18 protein-coding genes, 1 tRNA gene and 1 riboswitch are annotated in these 22,685 nt (G+C 62.4%); of the genes, 7 read left to right on the forward strand and 12 right to left on the reverse strand.

Features of this window, described 5'->3' with window-relative positions:
• Nucleotides 1-16 precede the first annotated feature (16 nt).
• Both RBH77_RS02840 and RBH77_RS02845 read right to left on the reverse strand, forming a co-directional pair.
• A complete protein-coding gene (locus tag RBH77_RS02840) occupies nt 17-1,264 on the reverse strand; it encodes an aromatic ring-hydroxylating oxygenase subunit alpha (RefSeq protein WP_311030643.1) in 1,248 nt (415 codons plus the stop codon).
• Nucleotides 1,265-1,377: 113 nt separating this feature from the next.
• A riboswitch (cobalamin riboswitch) is annotated at nt 1,378-1,583 on the reverse strand.
• 269 nt (nt 1,584-1,852) lie between these two features.
• Nucleotides 1,853-3,883 carry a putative bifunctional diguanylate cyclase/phosphodiesterase gene (locus RBH77_RS02845; protein ID WP_311030644.1) on the reverse strand — a complete coding sequence of 677 codons (2,031 nt, stop codon included), beginning with the start codon at nt 3,881-3,883 and terminating at the stop codon, nt 1,853-1,855.
• Between the two features lie 243 nt (nt 3,884-4,126).
• On the opposite strand from RBH77_RS02845, the gene RBH77_RS02850 reads away from it, so the two are divergent.
• Nucleotides 4,127-5,170, forward strand: a complete 1,044-nt coding sequence (locus RBH77_RS02850; protein ID WP_311030645.1) for a class I SAM-dependent methyltransferase — start codon at nt 4,127-4,129, stop codon at nt 5,168-5,170.
• Nucleotides 5,171-5,184: 14 nt separating this feature from the next.
• Here RBH77_RS02850 and RBH77_RS02855 read toward each other — a convergent pair whose 3' ends face one another.
• The 5 genes from RBH77_RS02855 to RBH77_RS02875 form a co-directional block, all read right to left on the reverse strand.
• Nucleotides 5,185-6,081 carry a 2-keto-4-pentenoate hydratase gene (locus RBH77_RS02855; RefSeq protein WP_311030646.1) on the reverse strand — a complete coding sequence of 299 codons (897 nt, stop codon included), beginning with the start codon at nt 6,079-6,081 and terminating at the stop codon, nt 5,185-5,187.
• A complete protein-coding gene (locus RBH77_RS02860) occupies nt 6,050-6,805 on the reverse strand; it encodes a DUF4286 family protein (RefSeq protein ID WP_311030647.1) in 756 nt (251 codons plus the stop codon). Before RBH77_RS02860 ends, RBH77_RS02855 begins: the two co-directional genes overlap by 32 nt.
• Nucleotides 6,748-7,482, reverse strand: a complete 735-nt coding sequence (locus RBH77_RS02865) for an SDR family NAD(P)-dependent oxidoreductase (protein WP_311030648.1) — start codon at nt 7,480-7,482, stop codon at nt 6,748-6,750. Before RBH77_RS02865 ends, RBH77_RS02860 begins: the two co-directional genes overlap by 58 nt.
• Nucleotides 7,483-7,544: 62 nt before the next feature.
• Nucleotides 7,545-8,531 carry an ABC transporter substrate-binding protein gene (locus tag RBH77_RS02870; protein ID WP_311030649.1) on the reverse strand — a complete coding sequence of 329 codons (987 nt, stop codon included), beginning with the start codon at nt 8,529-8,531 and terminating at the stop codon, nt 7,545-7,547.
• A gap of 50 nt (nt 8,532-8,581) precedes the next feature.
• Entirely contained in the window at nt 8,582-9,418 is an 837-nt protein-coding gene (locus RBH77_RS02875; RefSeq protein WP_311030650.1) for an ABC transporter permease, read from the reverse strand.
• 81 nt (nt 9,419-9,499) lie between these two features.
• On the opposite strand from RBH77_RS02875, the gene RBH77_RS02880 reads away from it, so the two are divergent.
• Both RBH77_RS02880 and RBH77_RS02885 read left to right on the forward strand, forming a co-directional pair.
• Complete coding sequence (locus RBH77_RS02880; protein WP_311030651.1) at nt 9,500-10,315, forward strand: ABC transporter ATP-binding protein; 816 nt, start codon at nt 9,500-9,502, stop codon at nt 10,313-10,315.
• 47 nt (nt 10,316-10,362) lie between these two features.
• Nucleotides 10,363-11,091, forward strand: a complete 729-nt coding sequence (locus tag RBH77_RS02885; protein WP_311030652.1) for an IclR family transcriptional regulator — start codon at nt 10,363-10,365, stop codon at nt 11,089-11,091.
• A 13-nt stretch (nt 11,092-11,104) separates the two neighbouring features.
• Here the strand turns inward: RBH77_RS02885 and RBH77_RS02890 are convergent, their stop codons facing one another.
• Nucleotides 11,105-12,025, reverse strand: coding sequence for a LysR family transcriptional regulator (locus tag RBH77_RS02890; protein ID WP_311030653.1), 921 nt, complete (start codon nt 12,023-12,025; stop codon nt 11,105-11,107).
• 226 nt (nt 12,026-12,251) lie between these two features.
• Between RBH77_RS02890 and RBH77_RS02895 the strand changes: the two genes are divergently transcribed.
• The 3 genes from RBH77_RS02895 (at nt 12,252) to RBH77_RS02905 (ending at nt 17,655) form a co-directional block, all read left to right on the forward strand.
• A complete protein-coding gene (locus tag RBH77_RS02895) occupies nt 12,252-13,058 on the forward strand; it encodes an alpha/beta hydrolase (protein ID WP_311030654.1) in 807 nt (268 codons plus the stop codon).
• Between the two features lie 49 nt (nt 13,059-13,107).
• On the forward strand, nt 13,108-14,319 hold the full coding sequence (locus RBH77_RS02900; RefSeq protein WP_311030655.1) for an efflux RND transporter periplasmic adaptor subunit: 1,212 nt from the start codon (nt 13,108-13,110) through the stop codon (nt 14,317-14,319).
• A gap of 132 nt (nt 14,320-14,451) precedes the next feature.
• A complete protein-coding gene (locus RBH77_RS02905) occupies nt 14,452-17,655 on the forward strand; it encodes an efflux RND transporter permease subunit (protein ID WP_311030656.1) in 3,204 nt (1,067 codons plus the stop codon).
• 120 nt (nt 17,656-17,775) lie between these two features.
• Here RBH77_RS02905 and RBH77_RS02910 read toward each other — a convergent pair.
• From RBH77_RS02910 to RBH77_RS02925, 4 genes are all read right to left on the reverse strand, one after another.
• Nucleotides 17,776-17,850: transfer RNA gene (locus RBH77_RS02910), tRNA-Thr, on the reverse strand.
• A gap of 91 nt (nt 17,851-17,941) precedes the next feature.
• Nucleotides 17,942-19,789 (reverse strand): dihydroxy-acid dehydratase, encoded by a 1,848-nt coding sequence (gene ilvD, locus RBH77_RS02915; RefSeq protein WP_311030657.1) that lies wholly within the window; start codon nt 19,787-19,789, stop codon nt 17,942-17,944.
• A gap of 105 nt (nt 19,790-19,894) precedes the next feature.
• Complete coding sequence (locus tag RBH77_RS02920; RefSeq protein WP_311030658.1) at nt 19,895-20,101, reverse strand: hypothetical protein; 207 nt, start codon at nt 20,099-20,101, stop codon at nt 19,895-19,897.
• 10 nt (nt 20,102-20,111) lie between these two features.
• Complete coding sequence (locus RBH77_RS02925) at nt 20,112-20,864, reverse strand: COG4280 domain-containing protein (protein WP_311030659.1); 753 nt, start codon at nt 20,862-20,864, stop codon at nt 20,112-20,114.
• A 177-nt stretch (nt 20,865-21,041) separates the two neighbouring features.
• Here RBH77_RS02925 and RBH77_RS02930 point away from each other — a divergent pair, with 177 nt between their 5' ends.
• The gene (locus RBH77_RS02930; protein ID WP_311030660.1) at nt 21,042-22,598 is read left to right on the forward strand and encodes a class I adenylate-forming enzyme family protein; all 1,557 of its coding nucleotides are present in this window, start codon (nt 21,042-21,044) and stop codon (nt 22,596-22,598) included.
• Nucleotides 22,599-22,685 lie beyond the last annotated feature (87 nt).

Raw genomic sequence — 22,685 nt, forward strand, 5'->3', positions numbered from 1 at the left:
GTTCATGTCCGCCTCCTCAAGCGACGGAACGAAGTGCCGGCTCCGCGCCCTCGGCCAGCCGCCGCTCCATGAAGCCCGCATACCAGTCGACGAACTGGATCACGCCGCCCTCATGCAGTTCCGAATAGGGTCCCGGCTCATAGGCCGGCGACTTGATGCCGAAGGCGTTCTCCTCCACGATGCGCCGGTCCTCGTCATTGGTCATCGCCCAGACATGGGTGAGTTCGTCGACGGTGTAATCGACACCCTCGACCGCATCCTTGTGGACCAGCCATTTGGTCGTCACCGCCGTTTCCGTGGCGCTGATCGGCAGGACACGAAAGGTGGTCGCATGATCGACCAGGACGTGGTTCCACGTCGTCGGATAGTGGTAGAGCATGAGCGTGCCGATGCGGTCGGCCGAAACGGCATCGGACAGGTTCCTATGCACGGCCGGCTTGCCGCTCATCGTGTAGGAGACCGCGTTCCTTAGAAGCGGCGCACGCACGGCCCGATACTGGCCGGCCTCGTCGATGCGGAAGCGTGACGGCAGGCCTGCCCTCTCGCAGTGCGCCCAGTGCTCCAGCATTTCCGGATCGCTGTCGACGCTCGGCACGCCGGTGATGGTCGGCGCTTCCGGGAAAGTCTTGCAGAGTTCCGGGTGGTTCGCGGCGCAGTGATAGCACTCGCGGTTGTTTTCCCAGACCAGCTTCCAGTTGCCCTTCTCGATGATCGTCGTCTCGTGCGCGACCTTGGCCTCGGCAAGGTCATGCGGCGCGAAATAGGGCTCCATCAGCGTGCGGAACGGCGCGAAATCGGCAGGCTCGTCCGCAAGACAGATGAAGATGTAGCCGGCGACGCTCTCGCAGGCGATCGGCTTCATGCCGAAATCCGCCTTGCAGAAGCCGTCCGCCATCTGGCGCGCGAAAATCAGCGATCCGTCGAGGTCGTAGGTCCACTGATGATAGGGGCAGACCAGCCGTGCTGAACTCCCACGCTCCGCCGTGCATACCCGGCTGCCGCGATGGCGACAGGTGTTGTGCAGGGCGCGGATGGCGCCGTCGCGCCCGCGCACCACGACAATCGGATAGTCGCCTACCTGTAAGGTGAAGTAGCTGCCCGGCCTGGCGATCTCGCAATCATGGCCGACGAACAGCCAGTCGCGATACCAGATCAGTTCCATGTCCAGCCGAAAGAATTCCGGGTCGATGTAGAAGGGTTGTTGAAGGGAAAACCCTTGCCGGCGGCTGCCAAGCAGCCTCGGCATTTCGTTGCGCGCGTCCATGTCCGTCCTCGCAATTGGCACAAGGACTGAACTTGGTGGTGATGGAGGGGTGGATGGCCACGGGCACGACCGCCCGGAACGCTCCGCCTCTTGACCGCCCACCGCGATCAGTCGGTTTCAACATGTTCCAGGCTGGTTTCCGGACTCCGGAGCTGGCCTTGTCAGGCCTTCCCGACGCCTTCCCGGATCATTCGGATCCAGTGGCATTCGTCGGGGTTTTTCGCTCCGCTACCGTTGCGGGGGCAGCGCCGGCATCAACCGGCTTCCCAATTCTCCCTCCGGCCACAAGCCGGAGAGCACCTCGAACAAATCCATCACATCATGGAACGGCCTGGTGCAAGGTCGTGAAAGCGACACGCGCCGGGTGCGAAGGCGACAATCATATTCTCAGTCACGGGCGAGAGCACCGAGATCGCCATGATCTTGTTTCGTCCTCCTCGTTTCCCGGAGTGCAAGTTAATTCCCGGCCATTGGAATCGAGGCTGCTTTCTATCGCTCGGAAACGGATCGACCAGGCGCAGTCTCGCTCGACCCTCGGGCAAGAAGCCAATACGCTATATCGACCGTCCTGGCGGAAGGGGTCGGAGACTAATTTACCCCTGCTCGCGCTTTCGGCACCGACCTGCTGGCGAATGGCCCTTCCATCATTTGGCCAACCTCCTCGATCGGGACAGGGCGTCCTTTGAGGAAACCCTGAATCCAATGAATGTCCATCTGCTTCAGGACCATCATTTGCTGTTCAGTCTCCACACCCTCGATGAGCACGGCGTAGCCGAGATTGCGAAGAAGTCTTACCATGTCTTGCAGCAAGCCGGCTCCTCGCGGCGTGTCGGAGTCGTGCAGGAAGCTGCGATCGATCTTGACAACGTCGAACTTGAAACGGCGCAGCCAGGCGAGGCCTGCAAATCCCGTTCCAAAATCGTCCAGCCAGATTTGGACACCCAGACTTCTCAGGTGCTCGATATTCCTTGCGGCCCGCGCCTCGAGGAAAATGTCGCTGCCCTCTGTCACTTCGAGCGCGAGTTTCTGCGGCGAGAGTCCATGTCGGCCAAGAATATCGGTGATCTGCAGGGGAAAACCGGGCGTCCTGAGCTGAACGACCGACACGTTCGCCGTCACGAGCGAGCCCAACTCGTGCTCGACCATGTCCTTGCATGCCTGGTCGATCAGCCATGTGCCCAGTTCGACGATCGAGCCGTTCTGCTCCGCGGCGGGTATGAAAACCTCCGGACTGATGTCGCTGCCGTCCTGGTCGCGCAGACGCATGAGGGCTTCATGGCCAAGCACTTGCTCGGATACGATATCGTAGATCGGCTGATAGGCCACCGAAACGAGCCCCCGGTCGACGGCGACCTTCAGCAGGCGGGATAGATTTTCGTCGGATCTTTCCTGGTCGGTGGCCGCCGGGTCGTAGATCGACAACGTCGCACGGCCTGCGAACTTCGAGGCGTAGAGAGCTCGGTCCGCCTCTTGCAAAAGCACACGAAGCTCCATGCTTTTGTCTGCGCGTGTCAGCGTGGCGCCGACGCTAATCGTGACAATGTCATGGCCGTCGCTGCGATTGGGATGGGAGATCCGCAGGTTTTCGACGGCGCGACAAAATTCTTCCGCGACCACGCGGAGTTTCGATTCCCCTTCGATCCGGCATAAAACGACGAATTCTTCGCCGCCGTAGCGACCGGCAATAGCTTTGTGCCTGGATGCCGTCTCGGCAAAGGCATCCGCGAGCATCATTAGGCAATCGTCGCCGGCCTGATGTCCGAGCCGGTCGTTGAACGCCTTGAAATGGTCGACGTCTATGAGCAACACGCCGATTGCGTCGTCGCCGATGTCGCGACCACCCGCAGCCCACTGCTTGCTCAATTCCGAGAATTCGCGCGCGATCGCCCGCCGGTTCCTTAACCCGGTCAACGGATCCGTATTAGCGATTTCGCCCAGCTTTTCGCCCTTTTCCAGAGCAGCCCGCTCCTGAACCTGAGCGCGAAGAGTATGCAAGAATTCCTGATATCGCTCCAGACTGAGCCGCCATGAAAGGTAGAGCGACAAGATAAAGCAATTCGCAAAGTAGACGGACACTATCGCCCGGCCCACAATGTCGGCATTAAGCGAGAACAGCGCAGCCGCGATGAAGGCTACGGTCACCACGACCGAGGAGGCGATTGAAAGCCAAAGGCGAAAATTGAAGAAGAGATTCGCCCCGAGGATAAAGACCGTCCCGAACACCATGAAATAGGACAGCTCCGATTGATGGCTCGTGCCGATAGCAAAAGCGAGCCATCCGACGGCGCCGGCCACGATCGCCGACGCGGCGATGAGATGCAGGGTAGCGAGTTCTGCCCCCCGGCGAGCGCACACCTCGATAAGGGTAAGGAACCCCAGGCCAAGCGTCAGGCGAGTGAGGATGAGGCGCCCGGCGATATCCGGAAACAACAACCAGTCGAAGAGGCCATAGCCGATATAGCTGAGGACGGCCGCGGCCATCCCCCAGCGGAGAATCGTCCGGTTCCGATCCGCATATTTCCGCATGAGCAATGCCCAAAGCGTTGGATCGGCAGGCTTCCAGCGCGAACGCGCGGTAGCCTTGAAGACTTTTCGAGCGATGTCCTTCGACAGATGCATTGAAGCGTTCCTCGGCGGCTACCCCTTACGGTCGAAGTAACAAAGAACTGGTTATGCATCGCGATCGAATGGATCGCCCCGCACAAGAAAACCCGAATGTCGCTAACCGACCGTTAACCCCGTTCTCGACAACACGCGGCAAGCCTCGCCCCAATTTCGCGCATTATGTAAAATTTTACGAAAAAGCGTCGCACCTATGAGGTCGCGTGCCTATGCTTGTTCATTCGGCTACGGGGACATTCGATGGCGAAGGCAAAACTGAGATTAGACAAATCCAGTCTTATAACGTCCGACCTGATCCGGAAGCACGATCCAGTATCCGGACTCGCCCCAGATCCCGGCGAATTGCGCGAGCGGACCGCCCAACTGGCGCTTATCCTCGATCTTGCCTATCAGGGCTTCGCCGGCCAGCAGCCTGCTGCTCCCATCGTCGATCGTCTTGCGGGCAGGCTTCACGAGCTTCGCCGTGAAGCGAGTCCTGGCGTTTGGCGACAGCTCATTCCGCTCGCCCAAGAGCATCGTGTCGCAAAATATCTTTTGCAGGATCCATTCACGCGCTGGTCCTTTGAGAAGCCGCGTGGCTATTCGGGCGATGCGAGCTTGTTGGACATCTATTACAAGCACCCAAGCGCGGCCGGGATCGTGGCGTCGTCATCCGCGCTTGGACAGGAGATTTATGCCTATACCAGCGATGCTCCGAGTTCGGTGGCCGGGCGCGAACGACGGGATATATTGGCGAAGAGCGTCGACGAGACCGCCAACCGCATCGACCAGGCCGAGATTCTGGCGATTGCGTGCGGCCATTTGCGCGAAACAGAGCTTTCCGAGGCTCTTGCCCGGGGAAAATTGAAACGCTGGGTCGGCCTGGATCAGGATCCCGTCAGCGTGGCCGTGGTGAACCGTGATCGGGCCGGGAACGTGGTCGAGGCGAGGGACGGTTCCGTTCGCGGTATTCTTAGGCGCGCGTACAGCCTCGGTACGTTCGATCTCGTCTACGCCTCTGGTCTGTATGACTATCTTCCGCGCGCTGTCGGCGTTCGCCTGCTGCAAAGGTCAATGGAACTGGTCAAACCCGGCGGCAGGTTTCTGTTCGCCAATTTCAGCGACGAGATCACCACGGACGGTTACATGGAGACATTCATGGACTGGCCGCTCCTTCTCCGCTCCGCCGACGACATGTGGGACATCATCAACGCCGCGGTCGATAGGAATGTGGTGGAGGCAGAAGTCTATTACGGATCGAACCGGAACATAGTCTACGGCACGGTGCGCAAGCGCGAAGCGTGAGGAGGTGCGGCACCCTACGTCCTGCTGCTGATCTTCGGCATGTTTCTCGTCTGGCTGCAGCCCGGACTTGCTCTTTGGCTACCCGAAGCAGCCGGATTTGGACGCTGGATATCCTGGCAATCGATCGACAGGGTGCCCAGCCAGTCGATCTGAAGACGACAATCCCCCCGAACCGGCAGGACTCCGCATAGACTTCCCGTCGTGACGAATTGTCCTCCCCGGAGCCCGTCCAGACGATCGTTCTGTGCGTTGGCGTAGGCGACCAAGGGCGCCAGCGGGTCACCATTTGCATGGGCGGGACAAACGGCTTGTTTCTCGGTGCCGTTGATCTGGATTTTCATTAATGGCCGTGAGGCGGCTGACGCCAGCATGTCAAGCACGGCAGGATCCAGTTCGGGTCCAACCACATAACCACCATTGCCGAGTCGATCGGCCAGGAAAAGAAGGAAAGGCGCCTTGTCTCCTTCGTGGAGCCGCGGTGCAATCAGTTCGATGCCCAAGTGAACAGAACCGATGTGCGCGAGCACGTCCTCTCGCCCGTAGACTCTGTCCGGTGCAAGATCGGATTTGAGGCAAAAGGCAATCTCGACCTCGACTGCCGTCAGGTTCGGACAGTTGCAGGTTGCATGCCTGCTACTATCGGCTTTCACTAGATTCAGCAGCGGCGCCGCGACCGGAAGCCCGCCGGGACCGATAGCGACTTTCCATCCCGCAACAGGATGCCCTTCCACGGAAGCAGCCTGCACACGCATCACGTCCTCGACGCTCTCCGGCAGAAGCCCACGTGCTTCGATCTCGGGGAGGCCAATGAGATCGCCTGATTGGGCGAGCCCGGCAAGCAGACTGCCGAGTTGGTCCCGGATTGAAGAGGGGTAGGATTCACCCAATGCCGGGACCTTCAAACTCGGCAAGGGAATATTCCAGCCGATACAGCCCGCGCTGAGACGCCCCCTTCATCCCGTTGGCGACAAGATCCCCTTCGATAAGCTCGGACGCAGCGGTTTCGACCATGGACGCCGACGAGCCTTCGATCATCACGATCCAGTTTGGCACGCTCACCTGACGGCCTTTTCGTTCTGCCGTCTCGATACCGCTTGCGGCGGTATCCGCAATGCACAGATGCGCCCCGCTGATCCACGGAAGACGTTCGATGGCGCCGAGCCGCTCCACCAGATGCTTCTGAAGCGTTGTTCTTTCTCCTGCTTCGGCATCAAAACGAGCAGTCAGCATGTAACCGCCGTCGCCTGAGCCGATGGAATGAACGATGCCGCACACGCCCCGTTCGGTGTTGCGGAAGGCGCTGGTCGCTTCCCGCGTCCAGTCGGTCGGATTGTTGAGCCTCTGCAGATACCCAGGGCCGGAAAGAACCGTTTCATCCACCGCTTCGTAGAGCGTGAAATATTCGGGAGCGCCATGTTCGGCTATGTAGCGTCGGCCGCGATGGAACCCCGGTATGCCGACCCGCTCTGGAATATGCTGCCGGTTGTGCCACTCGATGAAGTTCGACCGCCCTTCGGGCGTGATGTCGTTCCAGATGGCAACGACTGCTTTTCCAAGGAGCGCCATTCTACCTCGCTTCAATAGGTGGCCCGGCCGCCTGAAAGGTCGAAAACGGCGCCGGTGCTGAAACTGCATTCTTCGGATGAGAGCCACGCAACCATCGCCGCCACTTCGTCCGGTTCAAGAAAGCGTCCCATCGGGATACGCGACAGGATGTCGTCAAGCCGTTCCTTCGGTGCGTCCCGGCTCATCGCCGTCAGGGAAGCCGACGGGGTGATCGCGTTGACGAGAATTCCGCTGGGCGCCAGTTCCTTGCCAAGGCTCTTGGTCAACGCAACGAGGCCCGCCTTGGCGGCACTGTAGGCAGCCGCCATGTGCATGCCCTCCTTCGCCTGGATGGAGGCCATGTTGACAATGCGCCCAAACCCGCTCCGAGCCGCGCTTTCGATCATCAACGGAACGAGCGAGCGACAGACGAGGAAAGAACCGAAGAGATTCACATCCAGGATGCGCCGGAACTCCTCGACCGGAATTTCCCAAGTCGGGTGGACGTCGCCGACGATGCCGGCATTGTTGACGAGGATGTCGAGCCGGCCATGCTGCTCTCGAAGAACGGCAGCGGCCCGCTCGACGCTCATCTGGTCGGTTACGTCGACTTCGACACCGTCACCGCGATCATCCTGCCTCAGGTCCCAGCGGACAATCGTTGCGCCACACGCTTCGAGCCGCCGGCAAATTGCCGTACCGAATCCGCCATTGGCTCCCGTCACCACGGCGATCCTTCCGGACAGATCGTATGTTGCCGCATCCATCACCGCGCACCTGCCTGCAAGGATACGTCGCGGGCGCACCATGACGCCCGCGACAACGCCGGCTATTTGCCGATGAACTCGTTGGTGAAGAAACTGTCCGCGGCCTTGTCCGTCTCGATATCCTGATACTGCTTCATCAGGTCGAGCGTCCGCTGCCAATCCGCCAGTTCCATCTGGCCGAGCGGCGCGTCCGGCTTCGACGGGGACGGTATCAATGTCAGCGAGACCTTCAACTGCGCCTTCAGCAGTTCGGGGTCGGCCTGGGGCTTGGCCTTTGCGGCGGCCGCCACCGCGGCGTCCGGGTCAGCCTTCGCGGCCTCCATCGATTTGAGGGTCGCCGCAACGAAGCGCTTTACGAGATCCGGATTGGACTTGGTCTCCTCGTCGTTCGCGATGATGGTGAGGCCCTGCGTGTTGACGCCGAGTTCGGCGAAAGAGAAGACCTTCTGGTCGAGACCTTTCTGGTTGAGGATGACAACCTGGCCCTCGAGGCCCGCAAGAATACCGTCCGCCTGCTTCTGAAGGATCGCGACGATCTTGCCTGGACCGTCGACATTCAGGATCTTTACCTTGCTCGCATCGACATCGTTCTGCTTCCAGATCGCCGGCAGCAGCGGCAGGGAAGCTTCCCCGGCGGTGGCGGCAATTGTTTTTCCTTCGACGTCCTTGATCGTTTTCACGCCGGAATCGGCACGGAACGACATGCCGTAAGGAGAGGTGTTCATGATCCCGAGCACCGATTTCACCGGCGCGCCACGGCTTGCTCCCGCGATCACGCTGCCGCCGTCCACAAGACCGAACGTATCGCCTCCAGTCGCAATCACCTGGACCGTGCGCGCCGATCCCTGACCCTCGCCGATGGTCAAATCGATGCCGGCATCCTTGTAGAAACCTTTCTCCACACCGAGGTAGAAAATCGAGTGGACACCGCTGAGCAGCCAGTTGAGGCGAAGGCTCACCTTGTCTGCCGCCAATGTCGGTGCCGCGGAAGCGACACCAAACGCCAGCGCAAGCGCCCCGGCGGCAATAGTCTTTCCAATCAGTCTCATGTCTAGGATCCTCCCGGTTAAGTCAGTTGCATGTGGGTCGACAGGCGCGGTCAGGCAGGGCTCTGGCCGACGGTGAAGTCGTCGCGCCGTTGCGAAACGTGCCATGGGATTGCCCAGCGCTCGATCAGTTCGACCACGCCATAAAGAAGAAGGCCGAGCACGCTGAGGACGACGATCACGGCAAACGACATGCTCGTATTCATATTGCCGTTATAGCCAAGGAGCAGGTAGCCGAGCCCGTTGTCCGAAGCGACGAATTCGGCAACGACCGCCGCGGTCGCCGAAAGCGCGGCGGCGACCTTGAAGCCGGCGAAAAGTGACGGCAGCGCCCCCGGCAACTCGACCTTCCAGAATATCTTCAGCCGGTTCGCGCGATAGCTCCTCGCGAGATCATAGAGTTCCGCCTCCACCGATTTGAACGCGACGATCGAATTGACGACGACCGGAAAGAAAGAAAGCAGGAACACGAGCAGGATCTTCGAGGGAAGCCCAAAACCCACCCATATGATGAACAGCGGCGCTATCGCGATCTTCGGGATGATCTGCAGCACCACCAGGAGCGGATAGAGGACCGCTTCGAACACGTGCGAATAGACGACGACAAGCGACACCGCGACGCCAAGGACAACAGCCATGAGGAAGCCCAGGATCATCGGCTCCAGCGTAAAATAGGCCGCCGGAAGAACGACGTGGAGGTTCTTCACGAGATCGGAAAAGACCCGGCTTGGTGCCGGCAAGATATATTCCGGAACCGCGAAAAGCCGGACTGCCAGTTCCCACGCCACGGCGGCGCCGACAAGGCTGATGATGGTGGAGGTCTGCCGCCGGATCGCCATTCCCATAGCTTTCGTCACGAGGCCGTAGCCAATATTGGAACGATGTTCCATATGGACTATCGTTCCGTCAAGTGGTAGCCGATCAAAAGTGCGGGCGCAGGGTAAAGTCTTTCGCCGGCGGAGGAGAAAAGGATGACAATGCCGGTGCAGCGGAATGATCTGCGAGGGGTCGTTCTCGACAATGTAAGCAAATCATTTGGCAAGGCCGGAGCTGCGATCCAGGCCCTGGAACGCGTGGACCTTGCCATAGGGGAAGGCGAATTCGTCGCTGTGGTAGGCCCGTCCGGCTGCGGGAAATCCACGCTCCTGCGCATGATATCGAGGCTTTCCGCGGCTACTACGGGGACGATTTCGGTTTTCGGCGACACAGGCACGCAGCCGCCACGGGGCATGAGCATTGTCTTCCAGAACCACGTTCTTCTGCCGTGGAGGACGGTCATCGACAATGTCCTGTTTCCAGCGGAGATGACATCGGCGAGCAGGGAGCAGTTGCGTCCGAACGCACTTGAACTCCTGGAATCCGTGGGCCTGGCTGAGTTCGCGGATCGATACCCACATGAACTTTCGGGCGGTATGCGCCAGCGCGTGTCAATCGCCAGGGCGCTGCTTCTCAAGCCGCGTTTGCTCCTGATGGATGAACCCTTCGGAGCGCTCGATGCGCTGACGAGGGAGCAGATGCGGATCGATCTTGAGGATCTCTGGCTCAAGAACCGGATGACCGTTTTGTTCATCACCCATTCGATCGACGAGGCAATATTGCTTGCCGACCGCGTGATCGTCATGACACCCAGACCGGGGCGTATCGACCGTGTGCTGGAGATAAAGCTGCCCCGTCCCCGCGGGCTGGCGGCGAAACGCGAAGCCGAGTTTCTGGAAAAGGCGGGGGAGGTCACAGACATATTCCTCTCCCGTGGCGTGCTGCATGGGAGAAACAGGGATCACACATGACCGAAGCCAATAGGAAATCAAGTGGGGCGGTCGACCGGGCTCTCGCGATGGTCGAGGTCATGGCGATGGCGGACCAGCCTCTGCGATTATCCGACATGGCGCATCAGCTGGATATTCCCAAGAGTGCCGCACATCGCATCCTGGGCACGCTGATCGACAATGGCTGGGCTCGCCAGAACAGCGAGAGCGAATGCTATGACCTCACCCTTCGCATGGCCCTCATTGGCCAGCGCCAGCTCAGGCGCCTGGAAACCGTCGACCTCAGGCAACCGATCCTCGACGATCTGGCTCAGCGCACCAAGGAGCTTGTGCGCCTGACGACGGTTCAGAACGGGACGCTGGTCTGGATCGGTTCCTCGCGCGGTCGCCGCTCGGGCCTTGTCTACGAACCCGACATGAATGAAAAGATCATTCCGTTCGCGACGGCAAACGGCAAGGCCTGGCTGGCTGGCATGCCGCGCGAACAAGCACTCCGGATCGCGATCGAGGCTGGCCTGGGACACGAGGAAATTGGGACTGCCAAGGCCATCGGCACGATCGAGGCTCTTGCAAAGGAATTGGATATGACCTCACGGCGGGGCTATGGCCTTGCGCACGAAGAGGCCGAGGCCGGCGTCGGAGCGATGGCGGTCCCGATCCGTGTTCGTGGCGCGATTGTCGGTACGATGAGTGTCGCCGCGCCTCTAACCCGGTTCTCCGAGGAGAGAATAGCAGAAGTTCTTCCGCTGCTACGCGCCGCGGCCGACAATATGTCCATTGCATGGGACGCTGTCTAACGCGGCCAGTCGGTCAGGCGTCCAGGCCTCGGTCAATACCGGAACCGGCAAAGAGATTGGCGGCCCAATCAACGAAGACGCGCAGCTTGTTGCCGAGATGCCGGTTCGGCGGGTAGACGACGTAGACCGGCAGCGGCTCGCGATGCCAGTCGGATAGAACAGGGCGAAGCTCGCTCTTGCCGATCGCTTCCCGGACCATGAAGGTCGGCGCCTGGACGATCCCAAGGCCGGCTCGCGCCGCCGACACGTAGGTTATCCCCTCGTCGACCGATACCAGGCAACGGCCCGTCACTTCGGCCTGTTCGCCGTCGCGGGTGAAGACGAAAGGCACCTGCCGGGCGTTCGGCGGACGAAAATAGCTGACGACCCGATGCCCGTCTTCAAGATCGCGCGGATGCCGGGGCTCCCCGAATTTCTCCAGGTAGAGCGGCGCCGCGCAGGTCACGAAACTTATCTCGGCGATCCGGCGTGCGATAAGGGACTGGTCGGAAAGCTGTCCGACACGTATGGCGCAGTCGACATTCTCCGCAAGGATGTCGATCTCCCGGTCCGAAACACCGAGATCGATCTGGATGTCGGGATAGATCTTATGGAACCGGCACAGCGCCGGAACGAGAATCATGCTCGCCAGCGCGCTTGACATCTCGACGCGCAATTTTCCCTTGGGGAGCGCCTGCAAAGACGCCATGCTGCCGTCCAGTTCGTCGATGTCGGCAATGAGCCGCTTCGAACGCTCGTAGTAGAGAGCACCGTCCGTTGTGACGAGGACGCGCCTGGTCGTGCGGTTGAGGAGCTTGGTGCGCAAATGCGCCTCCAGCCCCTGAATGAGCTTGGTGACGGTCGCCTTCGGCATCGAAAGGGAATCCGATGCCCGCGTGAAGGTGCCGGCTTCCACCACCCTGACGAAGGCGCGCATCGCCGCGAGCTGATCCACTGGAAACCTCCACGACTACATGCCGATTATTCACAGACAGAAACAGTGTAATCCGATCTTCGCTTCTTTTTCCAACACAAAAACAATCCCACTTGTTGCGGGCTGAACCGACACGCACCGAGGGCTGGGCGAACCATCCTGACAGTGAGTTGGCAGGAGCACATGCGATATTACCGCCGCCGATGGACCGGCGCCGGGTCTTCGCAGGCAAGAGTGGAACAGCGTCATGACCTTCAAAGAAGAGATCCTCGATTGCGACGAAGCGGGACCCGTTCCCGTGAGGGTCTATGTCGGCGACCGGTTGCCGGAGACGCCACCGCTGGTGCTGCATCTGCATGGCGGCCTCTTTCTAGGCGGCTCGCTTGCAAGCGGCGCGCGGGTCGCCGGGCAATTGGCCGATGCCGGCGCCATCGTGGTTTCCGTCGAGTATGCGCTGGCCAACGCCAACCCGTTTCCGGCCGCACTCAAATTCGTTTTCGACGTGTTGGAGGCGTTGAAGCGGCGCTGCGCCAAGTTGGCCAACCGTAAATCCTTTCTTTTCGTCGCAGGCGAGGAGGCGGGCGGCAATCTTGCGGCAGGCGTCGCCTTGATGGCGCGCGACCAGCAAATGAGCGCGCTTCGCGGGCAGATCCTGCTGTCGCCGATGCTTGATCCTTGCATGGCGACGCGGTCCTTCCGCGCCACGGAGCCGAGCGCGGGGCGATGCAAGTGGGCCGATGGCTGGAACCGCTATCTCGGCTTCGCCGCCAAGGCCTGCCATCCCTACGCGGCGCCGGCCTTGTCGACGAGGCTTGCCGGGATCGCCCCGGCATTGGTCATCACGGCCGAAGACGACCCGATGCGTGACGAAAGCCTGAATTACGCGCGGCGCCTGCGGGAGGCGGGTGTGCTCGTGCGCGAACATGTTCTGACCGGCCCGACAGGCTGGCCGGCCGCCTATGCGGACGAGGCAGGGGGCAGGCAGGATTGGGAGGAAAAAATCCGTGGCGATTTCGCCGCGTTCTTCCAACAGACCGGAGCGCTGCTCTCATGAGAGAGCCGCTCCCCCATTTTTCGGCCCGGAGGCCGTAAAGGAGATTGCTATGACGATTTTCGGTTCCCGCCGACTGCTTGCCGGCGCCGGACTTGGTGCGGTTTTGTCTCTCCTGGCCGCGACCGCGCTCATCGACGAATCCAACGGTGCCAAGGCCGGTGCAAGCGCCGCCACTGAGCCCGCCGCTGTTTCGGTATCGGTAGCGACGGTGAAGTTGCAGGACGTCACCACATGGCAGGAGTTTTCCGGGCGGCTTGAAGCGGTCGACCGGGTCGATCTGCGGTCACGCGTGGCCGGAGCGATCCAGTCGGTCAACTTCCGCGAGGGCGCGCTCGTCAAGAAAGGCGACGTGCTCGTGACGATCGACCCCGCTCCCTTCGAAGCGACGGTTGCCCAGGCCAGGGCCCAGGTTTCGGCCGCCGAAGCGCGCGTCGAACTCACCAAGCTCGAGCTCGACCGAGGCCGGAAGCTCGTCGAAAGCCGCACCGTCTCCCAGAGCGATCTCGACCAACGCATGAGCGCCTACCATGAGGCGACGGCATCGCTCCGTTCCGCCCAGGCGGCTCTCCAATCGGCGGAACTCGACCTCGGCTATACCGAGATCCGCGCGCCGATATCCGGTCGGATCGGAAAGCTTCAGGTCACGGTCGGCAATCTCGTCGCCGCAGGCTCGGGATCTCCCGTGCTCAGCACGCTCGTTTCCGTGGACCCGATCTATGTGGGCTTCGACGTCAATGAAGGGGTCGTGGCCCGTGTTCTGTCCGAACTTCCGTCCGACCCGTCAGGAGGGCGCGCGACCGAAAGCATTCCCGTAGAGATGGAGATTGATGGAGACGGCGAGCCGGTCCGTGGCCACCTGCAGTTTATCGACAATCGGGTCGATACGGCGAGCGGTACCGTCCAGCTCCGCGCGGTGTTCGACAATCCCGACGGGTTGCTCCTGCCCGGACAGTTCGTAAGGGTGCGCATCGGCCAGCCGAAACCGCAGCCGCAGCTTCTCATCAGCGAGCGTGCCGTCGGAACGGACCAAGACAAGAAGTTCGTCCTCGTCGTCGATCCGCAGAACAAACTCGACTATCGCCAGATCGCTCTCGGCGACTGGGCGAACGGGCTGCGCATCGTCAAGACGGGGCTGAAGCCGGGCGAACGCATCGTCGTCAATGGACTTCAGCACGTGCGCCCCGGCGCGGTCGTCGCGCCGGAGCCGGTCGCAATGGCCTCGGTAGAACAACCGGCTGCAATAGACGTGGCCGAACGCTAGCCATCTGAGCTTTCGGCCGGCTTCCCACCCGTCGGCCGGGAGCGATCCGAATTCCCAACGCGCCAGCATGGCCGGTTTCCGGCCATGCACGGGCCAGTTCGCCCGCCGCACGCGCCAATCAGGGGACGTAACATGAACATTTCCAGATTCTTCATCGATCGACCGGTCTTCGCCGGGGTTCTGTCGGTGCTGATCCTCGTGGCCGGCCTGCTCGGCCTCAACGCCTTGCCGATTTCCGAATATCCCGAAGTCGTGCCGCCTTCGATCGTGGTCAGAGCGCAATATCCCGGCGCCAACCCCAAGGTGATCGCCGAGACGGTGGCGACACCTATCGAGGAAGCGATCAACGGCGTCGAGAACATGCTCTATATGTCGAGCCAGACGACGACCGACGGCCAGATGACACTGACGGTCACCTTCAAGCTCGGCACCGATCCGGACAAGGACCAGCAGCTCGTCCAGAATCGCGTGGCCCAGGCCGAGCCGCGACTGCCGGAAGAAGTGCGCCAGCTCGGCATCACCACGACCAAGAGCTCTCCCGACCTGACCATGGTCGTGCACCTCCTGTCGCCGAACAATCGCTACGACATCACCTATCTGCGCAACTACGCGGTGCTCAACGTCAGGGACCGGATCGCCCGCATCGAGGGCGTCGGCGACGTGCAGGTCTTCGGCTCGGGCGACTATTCCATGCGCATCTGGCTCGATCCGGAAAAGCTCGCCAGGCTCGATCTCGCAGCCAGCGATGTCGTCAATGCCGTCCGCGAACAGAACGTGCAGGCGGCGGCCGGCATCGTCGGTGCCTCGCCTGGCTCGAACGGCCTCGACCTGCAATTGTCGGTCAACGCGCAAGGCCGTCTGCAAACGGCCGAGGAGTTCGGCAACATCATCGTCAAGACGGGAGCGGACGGGCAGGTCACGCGCCTGCGCGACGTGGCGCGCGTCGAACTCGGCGCGGCGAATTATTCGCTACGCTCGCTGCTCGACAACAAGCCCGCGGTCGCCATCGGCATCTTCCAGGCGCCGAATTCCAACGCGATCCAGATTTCCGACAACATCCGCAAAACAATGGATGAACTCCAGCGGACAATGCCGGACGGAGTTAAATACAGCATCGTCTACGACACGACCCAGTTCGTGCGCTCGTCGATCGAGGCCGTCGTGCATACCCTCCTCGAGGCGATTGTGCTGGTCGTCCTGGTGGTCATCCTGTTCCTGCAGACATGGCGCGCCTCGATCATCCCGCTCGTTGCCGTGCCGGTCTCGGTCATCGGCACCTTCGCGGTGATGCATCTCTTCGGCTTCTCCATCAATGCGCTGTCGCTCTTCGGACTGGTGCTGGCGATCGGCATCGTCGTCGACGACGCGATCGTCGTGGTCGAGAATGTCGAGCGCAACATCGAGGCGGGCCTGTCGCCACTCGAGGCGGCGCACCGCGCCATGCGTGAGGTCTCGGGCCCCATCATCGCGATCGCGCTGGTGCTTGTCGCCGTGTTCGCGCCGCTCGCCTTCATCTCGGGCCTGACCGGTCAGTTCTACCGCCAGTTCGCCCTGACGATCGCAATCTCCACGGTGATTTCAGCCTTCAATTCGCTGACATTGTCGCCCGCTCTCGCAGCGCTCCTTCTGCGTGCCCACGATGCGCCGAAGGATTGGCTCACACGTGCAATCGAGCTTCCGCTCGGCTGGTTCTTCCGCGGCTTCAACCGCGCTTTCGGGGCGGGTTCGAAAGCCTATAGCGGCGGCGTGGGGCGGCTCTTGTCGAGAAAGACGCTGGTGATGGGGGTCTATCTCGTCCTCGCCGCCACAACCATCGGCATGTTCAGGACCGTACCCGGCGGTTTCGTGCCGGCGCAGGACAAGCAATACCTCGTCGGCTTTGCACAACTTCCCGACGGGGCGACGCTCGACCGCACAGACAGCGTCATACGCAAGATGAGCGAGATCGCGCTGAAACAGCCGGGCGTCGAGCATGCCGTCGCCTTTCCGGGCCTCTCGATCAACGGATTCACCAACAGCTCCAACGCCGGCATCGTCTTCGTCACGCTGAAGCCGTTTTCCGAGCGCCTCACGCCGGACCTTTCCGGCGGCGCGATCGCGATGCAGCTCAACCAGAAATACGCCGCGCTCCAGGAAGCCTTCATCGCGATGTTCCCGCCGCCACCGGTGCAGGGGCTTGGCACGATCGGCGGCTTCAAGCTCCAGATCGAGGACCGCAACGGCCTCGGCTACAAGGCGCTCGACGACGCGACCAAGGCGTTTCTCGCGAAGGCCTACCAGACGCCGTCGCTCGCCGGACTCTTTTCGAGCTATCAGATCAATGTGCCGCAGCTTTATGCCGATCTCGATCGGACAAAAGCGCACCAGCTTGGCGTCGCCGTCACCGACGTATTCGACACGCTGCAGATCTATCTGGGTTCGCTCTACGTCAATGATTTCAACCGCTTCGGACGGACTTACTCGGTGCGTGCACAGGCGGATGCGCCCTATCGCGGCCGGCCGGACGATATCGGCCGGCTCGAAGTGCGCTCCAAGTCCGGCGAGATGATCCCGCTGTCTGCCTTGATGAAGGTCGAGCCGGCGGCGGGGCCGGAGCGGGTCAATCGCTATAACGGCTTCCTCTCGGCCGATATCAACGGCGGGCCGGCGCCCGGCTATTCTTCCGGCGAGGCGCAGGCCGCCGTCGAAAAGATCGCCGCCGAAACGCTGCCGAAGGGGATCGAGTTCGAATGGACGGATCTCACCTATCAGCAGATCATCGCCGGGAACTCGAGCCTTATCATCTTTCCCCTGGCACTGCTTCTGGTCTTCCTCGTTCTGGCGGCGCAGTATGAAAGTCTCGCGCTGCCCGTGGCGATCATCATGATCGTGCCGATGGGGCTCCTTGCGGCGCTCGCCGGCATCTGGCTCACCCACGGAGACAACAACATCTTCACCCAGATCGGCTTCATGGTGCTTGTCGGCCTCTCAGCCAAGAACGCCATTCTCATCGTGGAATTTGCACGTGAACTGGAGTTTTCCGGCCTAACGTCGAGGGAAGCGGCAATCGAGGCCAGCCGCTTGAGGCTGCGCCCGATCCTGATGACGTCTATGGCTTTCATCATGGGCGTGGTGCCGCTCGTGCTATCGACCGGAGCTGGCGCCGAAATGCGTTCGGCAATGGGTATTGCAGTGTTCGCCGGCATGATCGGCGTGACGGCATTCGGCATCTTCCTCACGCCTGTCTTCTACGTGGTCATGCGGCGGCTGAGCGGAAACCGCCCGCTCAAGCAATCCGGTCAGTCGACGGTGACGGTCCCGGGCGCTCTAACGCCGATCGAAGGAGTTCGAGATTGAAATGGAAGGAGGGGAAACCGCCCGACTGAGGCAGCCGGTCGGTGGACGGTCTGGCAAAGAGCCTCTCGGGACGCCGGCTCGCGCGCATGCGAAACGTTCAGTGATCTCGGGAAGATAAGATGGTGCTGCGAGAGAGGATTGAACTCTCGACCTCCCCCTTACCAAGGGGGTGCTCTACCACTGAGCTACCGCAGCAGGCCGAAGCGCCGCGGACATTTGCCACACCATGCCGGCCATGGCAAGCACGGTTTGGCGAAGCCGCGATCTTGAATTCAGACCGGCGCCGTCACTCCGGTACATGGCGGACGGCGCCGCGCGCGGCGCTCGTCGCCATGGCGGCGTAGGCGCGCAACGCCATCGTGATCTTGCGCTTGCGCTTTTCGGTCGGTTTCCAGGCACCCGCCCCCTTCGCTTCCATCGCCTCGCGGCGGCGCGCCATCTCGGCGTCGTCTATGGCGAGACGGATCTTGCGGGCCGGGATGTCTATCTCGATCGTATCGCCCTCCTGTACAAGGGCGATGGCGCCGCCTTCGGCGGCTTCCGGCGAGACATGGCCGATGGAGAGACCGGAACTGCCGCCGGAGAAGCGGCCGTCCGTGACCAGAGCGCAGGCCTTGCCCAGCCCCTTCGACTTCAGATAGCTGGTCGGGTAGAGCATCTCCTGCATGCCCGGGCCGCCCTTCGGTCCCTCATAGCGGATGAGCACGATGTCGCCCGCGGCCACCTTGCCGCCGAGAATGCCGCTCACCGCCGAATCCTGGCTTTCGAAGATGCGCGCCGGGCCGGAGAATTTCAGGATCGATTCGTCGACGCCCGCCGTCTTTACGATGCAGCCGTCCTCGGCGAGATTGCCGTACAGCACGGCAAGCCCGCCATCCTTCGAGAAGGCGTGTTCGGCATCGCGGATGACGCCCTTCTTGCGGTCGAGGTCGAGTTCGTCCCAGCGGCGCTCCTGGCTGAAAGCCACCTGTGTCGGCACACCGCCGGGCGCGGCGCGATAGAAGTCGCGCACATTGGCGCTATCGTTCTGCATGACGTCCCAGTGGGCGAGCGCATGGCCGAGCGTCTCGGAGTGCACCGAGCCGACGGATGTGTCGATCAGGCCGGCGCGGTCGAGCTCGCCGAGGATCGCCATGATGCCGCCGGCGCGGTGGACGTCCTCCACATGCACGTCGGCCTTCGACGGCGCCACCTTGCACAGGCACGGCACGCGCCGCGACAGCCGGTCGATATCGGCCATGGTGAAGTCGACTTCCGCCTCGTGCGCGGCGGCGAGCAGGTGCAGCACCGTGTTGGTCGAGCCGCCCATGGCGATGTCGAGCGTCATGGCGTTCTCGAAGGCGGCGAAGGAGGCGATGTTGCGCGGCAGCACGGTTTCGTCGTCCTGCTCGTAATGGCGACGGGCGAGATCGACGACGAGATGGCCGGCCTCGACGAACAGGCGCTTGCGGTCGGCGTGCGTTGCGAGCGTCGAGCCGTTGCCGGGCAGCGACAGGCCGAGCGCCTCGGTCAGGCAGTTCATGGAATTGGCGGTGAACATGCCCGAGCAGGAGCCGCAGGTCGGGCAGGCGGAACGCTCGATGATCTTCACGTCCTCTTCGGGCACGCTGTCGTCGGCGGCCGCCACCATGGCGTCTACGAGGTCCAGCGCCTTCTTCTCGCCGGTCGAAAGCACCACCTTGCCGGCCTCCATCGGACCGCCGGAAACGAAGACGCAGGGGATGTTGAGGCGAAGCGCGGCCATAAGCATGCCGGGCGTGATCTTGTCGCAATTGGAGATGCAGACCATGGCGTCGGCGCAATGCGCGTTGACCATGTATTCGACCGAGTCGGCGATGATCTCGCGGCTAGGCAGTGAATAGAGCATGCCGTCATGGCCCATGGCGATGCCGTCATCGACCGCGATGGTGTTGAACTCCTTGGCGACGCCGCCGGCCGCCTCGATCTCGCGGGCGACGAGCTGGCCGAGGTCTTTCAGATGCACATGACCCGGCACGAACTGCGTGAAGGAATTCACCACCGCGATGATCGGCTTGCCGAAATCGCCGTCCTTCATGCCTGTGGCGCGCCACAGGCCACGGGCGCCGGCCATGTTGCGGCCATGGGTGGTGGTGCGGGAACGGTAGGCGGGCATGGCGTTTCCTGTCGTCTGTTCGGCTGTATCTTCTGGTTGAGGGCTAGGTGCGCCCTTGGCGCAATCGTGTCAACAACATGGGTGCCGCTGGCATCATCGATCCTTTCACCGGCGGGCGGCCTGACTTGCGTTCACGAGCAGGATGGCGGCAAGGCCGAGGAAAAAGACGAGGCCGCCCCAGGCGGCAAGCGACGGCAGCAGGCTGACGGCGAGCCATATGAGGAGAAGCCAGACGAGGATGGCGAGCGCGAAGTGCCCGTCGTCGACGAAAAGGCCGTAGATCTCACCGATTGCGGCATTCAGCCAGTGCATCCGCCTTCTCCTACGGCGCGGCCGTCTCTTCGCGCCGGTTACGGCAGAGCCGGACGGCGAGGAGCGAAACGGCAAGAAAGCCGGCGATAAGGCCGGGAATCGACCAGTCTTCGCCGGGCCAGGCGAGGCCCATGCCTTCGCCCGCCCAGAAGGCGCCGAAGGCGGAAAGCAGGACGCCGACGATGAATTTGAACGCGTTCTCGGGGATGGCTGAAAGCGGCCGGTGGACAAGCACGCCAAGGAGTATGACGACCAGCATCGCCGCCAGCGCACCGAGGCTCGCCGGAACGAGCAGGCCCGGCCCCCCGGCGCCGACCGCGATGACGATGAAGACGACCTCCAGCCCCTCGAGCAAGGTGATCTTGAAGGCGGTTGCCATGCCGACCTTGTCCCAGCGGCCGCCGAGCCCGAGCGAATGCAGTTTCGCGCTCTCCCTGGCGAAGGCGGCCTCCTCGTCATGCAGCGGAATGACGCCGGCGGCACGCAGGATCGCCTTGCGCAGCCAGCGCATGCCGAAGAGGAGCAGCAACGTTCCAATGAGCAGTTGCACCGTGTGGAGCGGAATGTCGGTCAGGAGCGGCCCGAGCAGGAGTACGGCAAGCAACAGTATAGCGACCGCCGCGCCTGCGCCGACAAGCGCTCCGCGCCAGCCGCGCACCGTTCCGACCGCCAGCACGACGGTCAGCGCCTCGACGAATTCCACCAGCGAGGCGAGAAACGCCGCCGTGGCGGAAGGCCATGCGTGTGCCCAGTTCACCATCATCTGCGCAGACCCAGCACGGAAGAACACCCGTTGCTTATATCCGAATTTTCCGCCGGTACTCGATGGCGGTTAAATATATAGCGGGCGATCCTTTACGAAGCCGTGTGGCGCTGGCCGAAGCATTGCCCACGGACATGGCTTTGACCTACAAAAAGGAAGGGAGGAGAACGACGCGAGATGACGGAGCAAAGCGGTGGCGGGCACAAGGTGACCCCCGAGATCGCGGCTGCGGGCCGGCTGACGGTCTACGGGCTGTTCCGCGCGCAGGTTTCTCGCGATCCCGAGGCGGTTGCAGTTCGGGAGGGCGGGCGGAGCACGACCTATGCGGCGCTCGACGCCCGCGCGCGACGACTTGCCTCGGCGCTTTACGCAAAGGGCATAAACCACGGCGACCGCATCGCCGTCCTGTCGCAGAACAGCACGGAATATATCGAGATCGAACTCGCCGCCGCGCTGATCGGCGCCATCGTCGCCTGCCAGAACTGGCGGCTCACCGCGCCGGAATTGAAAGGCTGCCTCGATCTCGTAGAGCCGCGCCTGATCTTCGTTTCGGAACGTTTTGCGCCGCTTCTCGCCTCCGTCGGCGAAACAGAAGCGCCGGTCATAGTGATCGAAACCGGCTACGAGGAATTCGTCGCGGCCGGCTCCGACACGCCGCCTTCCGTCGATGTCGATCCGGAAGACGGCCTCGTCATCCTCTACACCAGCGGCACGACCGGTCTGCCCAAGGGCGCGCTGATCAGCCATCGCGCCGAGATCGCGCGCATGGCGCTCCTCCGGCTCGACCTTCGCGTGACCGAGAAGGAGGGCTTCGTCGCCTGGGCGCCGATGTTCCACATGGCCTCCAACGACCAGATGATGGGCACGCTGATGTCGGGCGGGACCGTCTTCGTGGTCGACGGGCTCGACGCGCCGCAAATCGTCGACATCGCCGCGAAGAACCGCATCGGCTGGCTCCTGATGATGCCCGGCTCCATCGAGCCCTTCGTCGAATTGTGGCGGGCCGGCGCGCTCCGCCCGCTCGGCGTGACGGTGGTCGGCGCCATGGCCGATCTCGTGCCACGCGCGCTTCTCGCCGAAGCAACGCGCTATTGCGGTGCGCCCTATCTCAACTCCTTCGGCTCCACCGAGACGGGGCTGGCGCCTGCCTCCGCCGTGCTCCTGGAACCGGGCGTCGTGCCGGCCTCGCTTTCCAAGCGCAAAAGCGCGCTCTGCGACGTCCGCCTCGTCGATCCGGAAGGCAACGACGTGCCTGACGGCATGCCCGGCGATTGCGCGGTCCGGGGACCGTCCGTCTTCAGCGGCTACTGGAACGCGTCCGAGACCAACGCGCGCGACTTCGCCGGCGGATGGTTCCGACTCGGCGACCTCTTCCGACGCAATCCGGACGGTTCCTACGATTTCGTCGACCGGGCCAAATACATGATCAAGTCGGGCGGCGAGAACATCTATCCGGCCGAGATCGAGGGCGTGCTGCTCGCCGACGCCAGGGTGGCGGAAGCGGTCGTCGTGCGCCGCGCCGACGAGCGCTGGGGCGAGGTGCCGGTCGCCTTCGTGGCCCGTTCCGATCCTTCGCTCGACGAGGCCGAGATCGAGGCGCTCTGCCGCCGCTCGCTTGCCGGCTACAAGCGGCCGAAGGAAGTACGCTTCGTCGAATTCGAGGCCTTTCCGCGCTCGACCACCGGCAAGATCCAGCGCCACGAAATGGAGGCGCGGCTGCGCGGGGAAGGGTAGGCCGGCGGGGATGTATGTCACCGCGTCCTTGCCCCGGAAGGATGGACGGCGTAGGGCTACGGTCGGATTTCGGAGAAGCATGCCCCG

The sequence above is a fragment of the Mesorhizobium koreense genome (assembly GCF_031656215.1).
Taxonomy (GTDB): Bacteria; Pseudomonadota; Alphaproteobacteria; order Rhizobiales; family Rhizobiaceae; genus Mesorhizobium_L; species Mesorhizobium_L koreense.